The sequence below is a fragment of the Bradyrhizobium tropiciagri genome, from assembly GCF_001189845.1.
Classification (GTDB): domain Bacteria; phylum Pseudomonadota; class Alphaproteobacteria; order Rhizobiales; family Xanthobacteraceae; genus Bradyrhizobium; species Bradyrhizobium tropiciagri.
In genome coordinates this window covers 1-12578 of record NZ_LFLZ01000052.1, presented here as the reverse complement: position 1 = coordinate 12578, position 12578 = coordinate 1, and the positions used below count along the sequence as shown (strand labels likewise).

Annotated in this window: 9 protein-coding genes and 1 pseudogene; 2 read left to right on the top strand and 8 right to left on the bottom strand. The window is 65.9% G+C overall.

What is annotated here, in order from left to right; translation table 11 throughout:
* Positions 1 to 95: 95 nt before the first annotated feature.
* Positions 96 to 2801, top strand: coding sequence for a DUF2339 domain-containing protein (locus AKN84_RS31320; RefSeq protein ID WP_050424344.1), 2706 nt, complete (start codon positions 96 to 98; stop codon positions 2799 to 2801).
* A gap of 27 nt (positions 2802 to 2828) precedes the next feature.
* Here the strand turns inward: AKN84_RS31320 and AKN84_RS31315 are convergent, their stop codons facing one another.
* The 8 genes and pseudogenes from AKN84_RS31315 to AKN84_RS46185 all read right to left on the bottom strand — a co-directional run bounded on the left by AKN84_RS31315 (position 2829) and on the right by AKN84_RS46185 (position 11723).
* A complete protein-coding gene (locus AKN84_RS31315; RefSeq protein ID WP_024579958.1) occupies positions 2829 to 3062 on the bottom strand; it encodes a DUF6894 family protein in 234 nt (77 codons plus the stop codon).
* Between the two features lie 240 nt (positions 3063 to 3302).
* Positions 3303 to 3881 carry a hypothetical protein gene (locus tag AKN84_RS31310; protein ID WP_021080004.1) on the bottom strand — a complete coding sequence of 193 codons (579 nt, stop codon included), beginning with the start codon at positions 3879 to 3881 and terminating at the stop codon, positions 3303 to 3305.
* Between the two features lie 187 nt (positions 3882 to 4068).
* Positions 4069 to 5055, bottom strand: coding sequence for an acrylyl-CoA reductase (NADPH) (gene acuI, locus AKN84_RS31305; protein WP_050424343.1), 987 nt, complete (start codon positions 5053 to 5055; stop codon positions 4069 to 4071).
* Between the two features lie 45 nt (positions 5056 to 5100).
* Entirely contained in the window at positions 5101 to 6345 is a 1245-nt protein-coding gene (locus AKN84_RS31300; protein ID WP_050424342.1) for an MFS transporter, read from the bottom strand.
* A 293-nt stretch (positions 6346 to 6638) separates the two neighbouring features.
* Complete coding sequence (locus tag AKN84_RS31295) at positions 6639 to 8135, bottom strand: cell wall hydrolase (RefSeq protein ID WP_050424341.1); 1497 nt, start codon at positions 8133 to 8135, stop codon at positions 6639 to 6641.
* Between the two features lie 123 nt (positions 8136 to 8258).
* Positions 8259 to 8429 (bottom strand): hypothetical protein, encoded by a 171-nt coding sequence (locus tag AKN84_RS47505; protein ID WP_157863354.1) that lies wholly within the window; start codon positions 8427 to 8429, stop codon positions 8259 to 8261.
* A 126-nt stretch (positions 8430 to 8555) separates the two neighbouring features.
* Positions 8556 to 11476: pseudogene (ppdK, locus tag AKN84_RS31290) on the bottom strand (pyruvate, phosphate dikinase).
* A 91-nt stretch (positions 11477 to 11567) separates the two neighbouring features.
* A complete protein-coding gene (locus AKN84_RS46185) occupies positions 11568 to 11723 on the bottom strand; it encodes a DUF3096 domain-containing protein (RefSeq protein ID WP_076865695.1) in 156 nt (51 codons plus the stop codon).
* 231 nt (positions 11724 to 11954) lie between these two features.
* On the opposite strand from AKN84_RS46185, the gene AKN84_RS31285 reads away from it, so the two are divergent.
* A complete protein-coding gene (locus AKN84_RS31285; protein ID WP_050424340.1) occupies positions 11955 to 12314 on the top strand; it encodes a DUF1236 domain-containing protein in 360 nt (119 codons plus the stop codon).
* The last annotated feature ends 264 nt before the right edge of the window (positions 12315 to 12578 follow it).

The following is a 12578-nucleotide window of genomic DNA, read 5'->3' as shown; positions in this document are numbered from 1 at the left end:
CGGATCGCTTGAACTTCCAGTCCCCTCGACTGCACTACTAGGTTGCGACGGACGGCCGGCCAGCCGATGGTCCGGCGCGTCCCGCCGGAGGCCCAATGTTCGATTCGCCGTTCGATTTCCTCACGCTCGTCATCGCCATTGTCGCGATCATTTTCTCGCGCAAGGCGCTGGGCCAGATCGCGGTGCTGCAGCGCCGGCTGGATGCGATCGAGGCGGCGGGCACAGCCGCCGCGCGGGCGGCCATGCCGCCTCCGCTGGCCCCGCAGCAGGAGTTCGAACAGACGCTTCCGACGGCGCCTCCCATCGCGCCGCCACCACTCCCCGAAGCGATCGGAAGCGAGCCGGATACGCATGCGGCGCCAGCCACGGACGCGCCAGCCGCCGCCCCACCGCCGCTGCCAGAACCGCCCGCCCCGCCGCAGCCGGCGCCCGGCTTCGAGGAGACCCTCGGCACGCGCTGGGTGGTGTGGATCGGGGGCCTGACGCTTGCGCTCGGCGGCTTCTTCATGGTGCGTTATTCGATCGAGGCCGGCCTGCTCGGCCCCGGTGTGCGCACGATGCTCGGCGGATTGTTTGCGCTGGCCCTGCTCGGCGCCGGTGAATGGACGCGGCGCAAGGAGAGCATCTCCAACATCGCGGCGCTGCCGATCGCCAACATTCCGGCGATCCTAACCGCGGCCGGTACCGCCGTGGCGTTCGCGACCGTCTACGCCGCCTACGCGCTGTACGACTTCCTCGCGCCGGCAACCGCCTTCATCCTTCTTGGCATGGTCGCGCTCGGCACACTCGCGGCCGCGCTGTTGCACGGGCCTGCGCTGGCCGGGCTCGGCATCGTCGGCGCCTTCGTCACGCCGATCCTGGTCTCATCAGACAAGCCCGACTTCTGGTCGCTCTATATCTACCTTGCCATCGTCACGGCGGCGGCGTTTGGCCTCGCGCGCATCCGGCTGTGGCGCTGGCTCGCGGTCACGACGATCGCGTTCGCGCTGCTATGGACCTTCCCCTGCCTGCAATGCGGCCCGGAGATGATCGCGCCGCACGTCTTCCACGTCATCGCGGGCTTCGCGCTGGCGGCGCTGCTCGTGGTCTGCGGCTTCATGTTCGGCCCCGACGGCGATGGCGAGGAGATCGAGCCGATCTCGTCGGGTTCGCTCGCCGCCTATCTGTTCGGCGCGATGCTGATCGTGCTCAACAGCGCACACGCCGACACCGCGATGATCGGCTTCGCGCTGCTGACGGCCGCGAGCCTTGCCGTGGCCTGGCGCGCACCCGCCGCGACTGGCGCGATCGCCGCTGCATCGGTCTTCGTCTTCATCGTGTCCGGCGAATGGGCCGTCCGCCGCAACGTCGACATGCTGGTGCTGCCGGGCGGTGCGATCCCCGGGATCGGGCCGTCCGCGACCGACGGATCGGTGTCGCTGCATCTCGTCACGGCTGCACTGTTCGCGGCTGCGTTCGGCATTTCGGGCTTCCTCGCGCAATTCCGTTTTGCCACGACGAAGGTCAAGGTGAGCTGGGCCGCGGCTGCCGTGTTCACACCGGTCGCGCTGCTGGTCGCGCTCTATGCGCGGATCGCGCATCTCGATCGCTCGATCCCGTTCGCGGTTCTCGCCGTGCTGCTGGCCGCTGCCTACGCCGCCGCGACTGAAGCACTGACCCGGCGCGGCGAGCGGCCGGAGCTGTCGCCCTCGATCGCGCTCTCGGCCACCGGCGCCCTCGCCTCGCTGGCGCTGGGGCTGACCTTCGCGCTCGACAAGGGCTGGCTCACCATTGCGCTGGCGCTGGTGTCGATGGGCACGGCGTGGCTGTCGGTGCAGCGGCCGATCCCGTTCCTGCGCTGGCTTGCCGCGATCTTCGCCGGCATCGTCGTGCTGCGCATCGGCTACGAGCCGCGGATCGCGGGCGATGTCGTCGGCACCACGCCGATCTTCAACTGGCTGCTGTGGGGCTACGGCGTTCCGGCGCTGTCATTCTGGGCGGGAAGCCATTTCCTGCGCCGCAACGGCGACGACGTGCCGCTGCGCATGGTCGAGTCGGCGGCGATCCTGTTCACGGTGCTGCTCGCCTTCATGGAGATCCGCCACGCGGTCAATGGCGGCGACGTCTACTACGCCAGCGCGGGACTGACCGAGGTCGCCTTGCAGGTCGGCGTGACGCTTGCGATGGCGATCGGGCTGGAGCGGCTGCGCCTGCGCAGCGGCAGCATCGTCCACAATGTCGGCGCGGTGCTGCTGACCGCGTTCGCCGGGCTTGCCAGCCTGTTCGGACTGCTGGGGCTGGAGAACCCGATGCTGTGGTGGCAGGACGTCGGCGGCAGCTTCATCAATCTGCTGTTGCTCGGCTATGCGCTGCCGGCTGTGCTGGCCTTGCTATTGTCCTACGCGGTAGCCGGCCATCGTCCCGCTGCCTACGCCAACTCGATCGCGGCCGGTGCGCTGGTGCTTGCGCTTGCTTATGTCACGTTCGAAATCCGCAGACTCTATCATGGGCCGGTGCTGACGCACGGCGAGACCACGGGCGCGGTGCAATACACCTATTCGATCGCGTGGCTGATGTTCGGCGTCGCGCTGCTCGGCATCGGCATCGTGGTCAATTCGCAGCGGGCTCGGCTCGCCTCCGCTGCGGTGATCGGGCTGACGATCCTCAAGGCGTTCCTGGTCGACATGTCGACCCTTACCGGTGTCTACCGGGCGCTGTCGTTCATGTGCCTTGGCATCGTGCTGGTCGCGATCGGCTGGCTGTATCAGCGCATCCTGTTCCGCAGGCGCGCGGCTCCGCCTGTGCCGCAGACCGAGGCTTGAAGCTTGTTGTGCTGAACGGCAAGGGCCTCAATCGACGGATTCAGCGACCAGGCGAATCCGGAAGACCGGTTTTCTGCCCTCGTCGAGCAGCTCCATGTGCCACTCGCTGTTCTGCTTCATGTTGCGCGAAATGCTGCCGAGGAAATTGCCGCAGACCTTGGTCATCTCGGCCCAGGCCACGTCGCGGCTCTCGAACTCGGTCGCGTGATCGGATGCACCAGCGTAATCGCCGTCGCTGATCCGGAAAAAATACTGCGCCATATGACTACTCAAATCGGTGTCCCCACCATCCCGCCTCTCGGCGATGAACGCTAGGTATTGAGTAGCTATCAACGCGTGGCGACCGCCATCCGTATGACTACGGCTCGGAGCGTATTCCCGCTAGCGCGCAGATGAGAAGTTAGAGCGTTTTCGAGCGAAGCGGATACCGGTTCGCGTGAAGAAAACGCGTCAAAACAGGAATCTAGAGCCTCGTTCCGATTCCATCGGAACGAATGGGCTCTAGTCGGTGGAGCGGCGCAATTCCGGTGCGCTCTCGACCTTGGCGGGCTCGGCCTTGACCGGCTCCAGCTTCGCGCTTCCGACCTGCGGCGTCTCAACGCGCGACACTTCGGTCGGCGTGGCATCGGCGGATCGGGTGCGCGGGTGCAGCGTGCGCGGACGCGCCGCGGCGCGCGCCATCAGCATCTGCTGGCCGCCCTGGTGGTGGAAATCGCAATAGGCGAAGCCCATGCCGGAGACCGAGCCGCGGAACGAGCGGTCGTCCTGCTTGTCGAGATTGAAGCAAGGTTCGAACGGAATGCCCTTCAGCGACGCGCAAACGCTCTGACCGCGGATTTGCAGCGTATTGCCGGGCAGGCGTACGTGGCGGATGGGGCCGGAGCCGGAGAACTGGATCGAGCCTGCCGCGCCGAGATCGTCGAGGATACGGCCGGCGCCACGGGTGCCATCGAAACAGGTGAAGGCGAATACCTTGCCGGCGACAAATCTGCGGGCCTCATCGGCATTCATACTGCCTGCGAATGCCGGCACGACCATCGCTCCGGCCGTGACGGCCCCCAACACCAAACGCGCAAGCATGAGCTACTCCACTTACGAGCGCGGGCACCCGCTCCTTGTTGAGCATGATCCCCGCTACCGACGCTTCTCGGCGTCTGCGCGAGGACACCCGGCCCCCCGGGATCATGCTGCAAGCCTCTTTACCCGCTGCTTACCATACCAACAGTGGCAACATTGGAGCAGCTTCGTTGGTAAAGTCTGAACGTCCTCAGACTATTTTTACCACGATCCGGCCGCGGACCTGGCCACCGAGGATTTTCGCACCGTAACCCATGACCTCGTCCAAGGCGATTTCGTGAGTGATATCAGCCAGTTTTGCCTTATCCAGATCGCGGGCAAGGCGCTGCCAGGCGGTCCTCCGGAGCTCGATCGGGCACATCACGGAATCGATGCCGAGAAGGCACACACCCCGCAAAATGAAGGGCGCGACCGACGACGGCAGGTCCATGCCGGCCGCCAGACCGCAAGCCGTGATGGCGCCGCCGTATCTGGTCATCGAAAGCAGGTTGGCGAGCGTGGTCGATCCGACGCTGTCGACGCCGCCGGCCCAGCGCTCCTTGGCGAGCGCCTTCGGGGCACCCGACAGCTCGGCGCGGTCGATCACCTCGGTGGCGCCGAGCCCCTTGAGATAGTCGGCCTCCGACATCCGGCCGGTCGAGGCGATGACGTGGTAGCCGAGCTTCGACAGCACGGCGATCGCGACCGAGCCGACGCCGCCGGCCGCGCCGGTCACCACGATCGGGCCGCTCTTCGGGGTCAGACCGTGTTTCTCCAGCGCCAGCACCGACAACATCGCAGTATAGCCGGCCGTGCCGACCGCCATCGCGTCGCGGGCCGAGATGCCGTCAGGCAGCCGCACCAGCCAGTCGCCCTTGACGCGGGCCTTTTCGGCATAGGCGCCGAGATGGGTCTCGCCCATGCCCCAGCCGTTGCAGACGACCTTGTCGCCCGCCTTCCAGTCGGGATGGCTGGATTGCTCGACCGTGCCGGCGAAGTCGATGCCGGCGATCATCGGGAAGCGGCGCACCACCGGCGCCTTGCCGGTCAGCGCGAGGCCGTCCTTGTAGTTCAGCGTCGACCATTCGACGCGGACGGTGACGTCGCCGTCCATCAATTCCGCGTCGTCGAATTGGGTCAGTGCGGCGGTGGTACCCTTGTCCGCCTTGTCGATCCTGATTGCCTTGAACGTTGCCACGATGAGCGCTCCCCGTAATCTTGGTTTCGGGGAGTGTTTAACCCATCAGGCGGGCTGCGCAACCGGGCGGGCGACCGGCGCCTCGACGATCGGCAGGTTGATCAGCGCCGACAGCACGCCGAACAGCACCGAGAGCCACCAGATCGGGGCGTAGGAACCGAACTGCTCGAACACCACACCGCCGAGCCAGACCCCGAGGAAGCCGCCGACCTGATGGCTGACGAAGGCGAACCCGTAGAGAGTGGAGAACCAGCGGGTGCCGAACATCAGCGCGACCAGCGCCGAGGTCGGAGGCACGCTCGACAGCCACAGCAGCCCCGACACCGCGCCGAATGCGATCGCCGAGAAAGGTGTGACCGGGAACGAGATGAAGGCGACGGTTGCCAGCGCGCGCGACAGGTAGATCACCGAGAGCAAATAGCGCTTCGGAAAGAAGTTCTGCAGCCAGCCGACGCTGAGCGAGCCGACAATGTTGAACAGGCCGATCGCCGCGACCACCCAACCGCCGGTCGTTGCCGGAATGCCGCGATCCGCCAGATAGGCGGGCAGATGGATGGTGATGAAGGCGAGCTGGAAGCCGCAGGTGAAGAAGCCGAGCACCAGCAGGACGTAGGAGCGATGGCCGAAGGCCTCCGCCAACGCAGTCTTGAACGATTGCTGATCGGCGGGCGCCACATCCTTCGTCTCCGCGGGCGGCGTCGCCAGCGCGAGCGAGAGCGGCAGGATCAGCAGCATCAGCGCGCTGAACACGACCAGCGCAGTCTGCCAGCCGAAATTGTCGATCAAGGCGACGCCGAACGGCGCAAACAGGAACTGGCCGAACGAGCCGGCGGCGGTGCCGGCGCCAAGCGCGATGCCGCGCCGCTCGGGCGGCAACAGCTTGCTGAAGGCCGCCAATACGAGATTGAACGACGAGCCCGACAGGCCGAACCCGATCAGCACGCCGGCGCTGATGTCGAGCGACACTGAGGTGGTCGAGTAACGCATCAGCAGGAGGCCGGCGGCGTACAGCAAGGCGCCGACGATCATGACGCGCAGCAAACCGAAGCGGTCGGCAATGGCGCCTGCGATCGGCTGCCCGAGACCCCATAACAGGTTCTGCAGCGCGATGGCGAGGCCGAACACGTCGCGGCCCCAGGCGAATTCGCGCCCCATCGGCTGCACGAAGAAACCGAGGCTGGAGCGCGGGCCGAAGCTCAGCAATGCGATCGCGCAGCCGCAGACGATGATGACGAGCGGCGTGCGCCAGGTGCTGGACGCCGGCCGAAGATCTCCGGTGGTAACAGCCATCTTACCTTCCCCCGCGACTGGCGGGGGAACCGCCCCGCAAACGTTACGGGGAGTTAATGCATATGCATGAAACCCCAAGAGGGGGCTGGAGAAAAATATTCGCCTGCAGAGCTGCCCTGCAGAATCTTATGAGGGTGTCATTCCGTGGCGCGCCAACGGCGCGAACCTCAGATGCGCAATCGCGCATCGGGGAATCTCGAGGTCGTTCATTGCCCTAAATCATCGAGATTGCGGGTCTGGCCCTGCGGGCCATCCCGGAATGACGTTCGTTGGTGAGCGCCGGTGTGAGCGTGCTACCGCTTGGTGCTGGCCTGCTCGGCCGAGCTCTGGGCGGCTTCGGCGAGCTGCGCCGAAATCTTGGCGGTCTCGGCCGCGCTGCCCCAGCTCGGCGCGTCGCTGCCATCACCCCAGGCGCGCGGGCGATAGAAGGTGTGGACGCCGAACTTGTACATCTTCTTCATTTCGCTGACCCAGGACGGCCGCACCCAATAGGCGTGGTAGTGGGTCGAGCGATCGACTTCCGGCAGCCACAATTTGCCGTCGAGCATCGCCTTCGCGATCTTCTTCGCGCGGTCCCACATGTCGGGCTCGCGGACGACATCGGGGACGTTGTCGCAGGCGAAGGTGAACTGGCAGGCGTAATGGCGGTTCTTGTTCTGGTAGACCACGCCGCACACCGTCTCCGGATATTTGCCGGAGAAGGCGCGGTTCAGCACCACCTGGGCGACCGCGATCTGGCCGCGCACCGCTTCGCCGCGGGCTTCGAAATAGACCGCCTCGGCGAGGCACTTCTCCGACTTGGCGCGCGACTTCTCGTCGAGCAGGCCGAGCCGTTCCGCCGGCGTCTTGCTGTGCTGGTCGTCGGCGTTGACCTCGCCCTTCGGCGCGATGCTCTCGCCCATCTCGCCGGCCTTGACCGGACCGTCGGCATCGACCGGCAGTGACGCCATCACCTTCATGTCGGGATCGGGCTGCACCACGGGCGCCACGACGACCGGCGCCTCGCCGGGCTGCCAGCGCTCGAGATTCTCGGGCGTGCCGAGCGACGAGCCGAAGAACAGGCTGGCGGTCTTGAATGCGAACGGGTCGCGCTCATGCGCTGCTTCGACGGGCGGCGCAGCAGCAGGCTTCGCGCGCACAGGCTTCAGATCGTCGAGCGGGTTGGCCTCGAGCGACATCGACACGTCGTATTGCTGCGGCGACGGCTTGGCATATTGCGGCAGCGGCGGCGCACGCAGCGCCTCCTGCAATTCGGGATCGAGCGGCGCGTTGTCCGCAGGTGGGCTGCCACTCGTTGCGGTCGCGGTCTTCATACCCTTGACCGACGAATTCGATGTCGCGGGATCCTCGTTCGCGGGCGCCGGGTTTGCCGGCTGCGCGGGATCGGCCTGGTCTGGCCGCCGGACGACGAGACGATCGCCCTTCAAGGTGCGATCGACCTTGGGAAAATCGGATGCCGCATAGCGCGGCGGTGGCGTGGTGATCGGATTGCGCGTCACCGCGCCGGTGATGTCGCCGCTCGAGCTGTCCAGCCGCGCGAGCAGGATCTGCGGATCCTGCGGCGCCGAGGTTCCGATCGGCCGGCCGAAGCTGTAGGTCGCGACCTGGATGGAGCCGACCGCGGAGGCGAAGACGCGCTTCTGCCAGCGCTCGGCGACACCGGGCTGCCGGGCCAGGAGCGAGGCAATATCCTGATATCCGAGCTCGGTCGGCATCAGTGCGAAGATGCCAAGACCGAGACCGAAGAGCGCGAGCCGTGCGCCCTTCGGCTGGTTACGCGACACAAACATCGTACGCTCACGCAACGCTTACTGAGTGCAATCGAACGCGGTACATCCGCGCAATTCGACCTTTCCCGTTGCTAACTTGTTTAGGTTGCCGCGGAGTTAATCGGCGTTGCCCGCACGCTACACTCAAGCGATCGCAACGCCTTCGCGCATTGCATCGCGCGCGTTGGTAAATGCGCAGCGCATGAAAGTCGTAAACAACAGGTCAACGCGGATGGTGAACAAAGTGTTACGCGGCAGGGCCGCGGCCGCAACACCATCGTCATTGCGAGGAGCGCCAGCGACGAAGCAATCCATCGCTCCGCATATGCCGTGAGATGGATTGCTTCGCTTCGCTCGCAATGACGGCGGCTGCTGACGGCACTCAACAAAAATGGCCGGGACTTGGTCCCGGCCATCGCACTCTCTGAACCGTGTGATCGCTCACGCCTGGCTGGCGATCTCCTTGCCGAGCGCGGCCTGCGCGGCGGCGAGGCGCGCGATCGGCACGCGGTAGGGCGAGCACGAGACGTAATCGAGCCCGACCTCGTGGCAGAACGCGACCGACGCGGGATCGCCGCCATGCTCGCCGCAGATGCCGACCTTGAGGCTCGGCCGGGTCTTGCGGCCGCGCATAACGCCGATCTTGACCAGCTCGCCGACGCGTCGCGATCGACCGAGATGAACGGATCGATCTCGAGGATGCCCTTGGCGACATAGGTGCCGAGGAAGCTCGCGGCGTCGTCGCGGCTGATGCCGTAGGTGGTCTGCGTCAGATCGTTGGTGCCGAAGGAGAAGAACTCCGCGGTCTCCGCCACCTCGCCGGCCATCAGGCAGGCGCGCGGCAGCTCGATCATGGTGCCGACCTGGTAGGTCAGCTTGACGCCGGTTTCCTTCATCACCGCGCCCGCGGTCGCATCGATCCGTGCCTTGACCAGATCGAACTCGGCCTTGGTCGCGATCAGCGGCACCATCACCTCAAGACCGACCGGCTTGCCGGTGCGCTTGCCGGCCTCGACGGCGGCCTCGAAGATCGCGCGCGCCTGCATCTCGGCGATCTCCGGATAGGCGATCGCGAGACGGCAGCCGCGGAAGCCGAGCATCGGGTTGAACTCGGACAGTTCGCGGGCGCGGTCGGCCAGCTTGCGCGGATCGGTGTTCATGGCGCGCGCCACTTCCTCGATCTCGGCCTGGGTGTGCGGCAGGAACTCGTGCAGCGGCGGGTCGAGCAAGCGGATCGTGACGGGCAGGCCCTTCATGATCTCGAACAGCTCGACGAAGTCGGCGCGCTGCATCGGCAGCAGCTTCGACAGCGCGGCGCGGCGCGACTGCTCGTCCTCGGAGAGGATCATCTCGCGCACGGTGCGGATGCGGGTCTCCTCGAAGAACATGTGCTCGGTGCGGCAGAGGCCGATGCCTTCGGCGCCGAACTTCACCGCAGTGCGCGCATCATCGGGCGTGTCGCCGTTGACGCGGACGCCGAGCTTGCGGACCTCGTCGGCCCAACCCATCAGCGTGCCGAACTCGCCGGACAGCTCCGGCTCGATCATCGGCATGCGGCCGGCCAGCACCTGTCCGACCGAGCCGTCGATGGTGATGACGTCGCCGGTCTTGAAGGTGCGCTGACCCACGCTCATGGTGCCGCGGCCGTAATCGACGCGGATGGTGCCGCAGCCGGAGACGCAGGGCTTGCCCATGCCACGCGCGACCACCGCCGCGTGCGAGGTCATGCCGCCGCGGGTGGTGAGGATGCCTTCGGCGGCGTGCATGCCGTGGATGTCTTCCGGGCTGGTCTCGATGCGGACCAAAATCACCTTGCGCCCGTCGGCCTGCAGCTTGGCGGCTTCGTCCGACGAGAACACGATCTCGCCGGAGGCCGCGCCAGGCGATGCCGGCAGGCCGGTCGCGATCACATCGCGCTTGGCGGCGGGATCGATGGTAGGGTGCAGCAGCTGGTCGAGCGAGGCCGGATCGATCCGCGTCACCGCGTCCTTGCGCGAGATCAGGCCTTCATTGGCGAGCTCGACCGCGATGCGCAGCGCCGCCTTCGCGGTGCGCTTGCCGCCACGGGTCTGCAGCATCCACAGCTTGCCCTGCTCGACCGTGAACTCCATGTCCTGCATGTCGCGGTAGTGCTTCTCGAGCAGCGTGTAGATCCGCGTCAATTCCTTGAACGCGGCCGGCATCGCGGCTTCCATCGACAGCTTGTCGGAGCCGGATTCCTGACGCGCTTCCTCGGTGATGTCCTGCGGCGTCCGGATGCCGGCGACAACGTCCTCGCCCTGCGCGTTGATCAGGAACTCGCCGTACAGCTTGCTCTCGCCGGTCGAGGGGTTGCGGGTGAACGCGACGCCGGTCGCCGACGTCTCGCCCATGTTGCCGAACACCATCGCCTGCACGTTGACGGCGGTGCCCCACGACTCCGGAATGTCGTGCAGCTTGCGGTAGGTCATCGCGCGCGCGTTCATCCAGGATGAGAACACCGCACCGATCGCGCCCCAGAGCTGGTCATGCGGATCCTGCGGGAAGTCGTGACCGGTCTCCTTGGCGACCGCTTCCTTGTACTTGCCGACCAACTCGACCCAGTCGTCGCCGGTGAGGTCGGTGTCGAGCGAGTAGCCCTGGCCGTCCTTGAAGGTGTCGAGGATGTCCTCGAAGTGATGATGCTCGAAGCCGAGCACCACGTCCGAATACATCGTGATGAAGCGGCGGTAGCTGTCATAGGCGAACCGGCGGTCGCCGGAGAGTTCGGCAAGCGCTTCGACGGTGCGGTCGTTGAGGCCGAGATTGAGCACGGTGTCCATCATGCCCGGCATCGAGGCGCGCGCCCCCGAGCGCACCGAGACCAGCAGCGGGTTCTTGGCGTCGCCGAACGTCTTGCCGGTCAGCTTGCCGACATAGTCGAGCGCCTTCTCAACCTGCGCTTTCAATTCCTTCGGATACGTCTTGTCGTGGTCGTAGAAATAGGTGCAGACCGAGGTCGGAATCGTGAAGCCGGGAGGCACCGGCAGGCCGAGATTGGCCATCTCAGCGAGGTTGGCGCCCTTGCCGCCGAGCAGATCGCGCAGGGTCGCCTGGCCCTCGGCCTTGCCGTCGCCGAACGTATAGACCCACTTGCCGGCCTTGATCGCCGGCGGAGCCGCCTTCTTCGCAACGGCCTTCGCCGGCGCCTTGCTGGCAGGCTTTGCGGCCGGCTTCACAGGCGGCTTGGCAGCAGCTTTCAGCGCCGCTTTCGGGGCGCTCTTCTTCAATGCCTTGCGCGCCGGAGCGGCCTTGCGGGCCGCGGCGGAGGGCTTTGATTTCGCTGCAGTTTTCGCGGCAGTTTTCACAGCAGGTTTCTTGGACTTCGCGACGGCTTTGGCCATGTCAGACAACAATCCGGAAGGAGGGGTCGAAGATGCGCGCCTTACACCATTTTGAGGGGTTCCGCGCAAGCCGCGAAACCCCGCTTTCCCGCTACAGGTGCAGCCAGCGCAGCAGACCCATTCCCACGAGCCCGACGAAGATCAGGTATATCGCGACGATGTAGTTGAGGAGCCGCGGCATGATCAGGATCAGGACGCCTGCAACCAGAGCCACGATGGCAGGCAGATGCCCAGCGGTGATGGTCATTGAATTTCTCCGGCAGTTTTTGGAGGTGCGAATCGAGCGGCAGTTTATCCGCTGAGGAGGTTCCCACATCAAGACGCCTGCACGGCCTGAGAGTTCCCGCTACTCATGAAAATTGCTCCAAATTGCCACGGATATGACAGCGGTTTTTCCGGAACATCACCGCAGCCGATGCATTGGCTCGACGTGCGCTTCGGCGAAGGCCGGCGCGCGCCATAAAGAATGGAGCGAGCCATGCGAAACAGAATACTTGCCGTTGCAGCCATTGCTGCTGCGATCACGGTGCCGGCTGTTGCCGCACAGGCCCAGACCGTTGGCGTTGTCCGCGGTGGCCCGCCGGTTGCAGTCGAGGAGGATGGCGGGATTACAGTCGATCAGCGACCCGCCTTCCGCGAATACATCGTGCGCGAGCGCGTACCGAACTACACCATTCCGGATCGCGTCGTGGTCGGCACCGTGCTGCCGGACGCCGGCGTGACCTATTACGACGTGCCGCAACGGTTCGGCGCGACGCCGTATCGCTACACCGTCGTGAATGGTGAGACCGTTCTGGTCGAGCCGCGTTCGCGACGGATCGTTCAGGTGGTCGACTAGAGCAAACGTCAGCGCGATGGCCTGAACGAACAGTCCGGGCGCCGCGCAAGCGGATCTGCGCGAAGATCGACCGGACCAGAAAGCCCCGCCCGGCCTCCCCACCGGGCGGGGCTTTTCTGTTGCGGCGTGATGAACTCTGGCGCGTGATGAGATTAGTTTGAGCTGGATCGACTGCGGAGGTTCACCTCTCCCTTGGGAGAGGTCGGCGCGTAGCGCCGGGTGAGGGGTTCCGGTCCCTCGTTAGAGCTGCGGCCCCTCACCCGA

Bases quoted from the DNA above. Each gene is read 5' to 3' on its own strand.
- AKN84_RS31320 (WP_050424344.1), top strand. From the start codon at position 96: ATGTTCGATTCGCCGTTCGATTTCCTCACGCTCGTCATCGCCATTGTC.
- AKN84_RS31315 (WP_024579958.1), bottom strand. From the start codon at position 3,062: ATGGCGCAGTATTTTTTCCGGATCAGCGACGGCGATTACGCTGGTGCA.
- AKN84_RS31310 (WP_021080004.1), bottom strand. From the start codon at position 3,881: ATGCTTGCGCGTTTGGTGTTGGGGGCCGTCACGGCCGGAGCGATGGTC.
- AKN84_RS31300 (WP_050424342.1), bottom strand. From the start codon at position 6,345: ATGGCTGTTACCACCGGAGATCTTCGGCCGGCGTCCAGCACCTGGCGC.
- AKN84_RS31295 (WP_050424341.1), bottom strand. From the start codon at position 8,135: ATGTTTGTGTCGCGTAACCAGCCGAAGGGCGCACGGCTCGCGCTCTTC.
- AKN84_RS47505 (WP_157863354.1), bottom strand. From the start codon at position 8,429: ATGGATTGCTTCGTCGCTGGCGCTCCTCGCAATGACGATGGTGTTGCG.
- AKN84_RS46185 (WP_076865695.1), bottom strand. From the start codon at position 11,723: ATGACCATCACCGCTGGGCATCTGCCTGCCATCGTGGCTCTGGTTGCA.
- AKN84_RS31285 (WP_050424340.1), top strand. From the start codon at position 11,955: ATGCGAAACAGAATACTTGCCGTTGCAGCCATTGCTGCTGCGATCACG.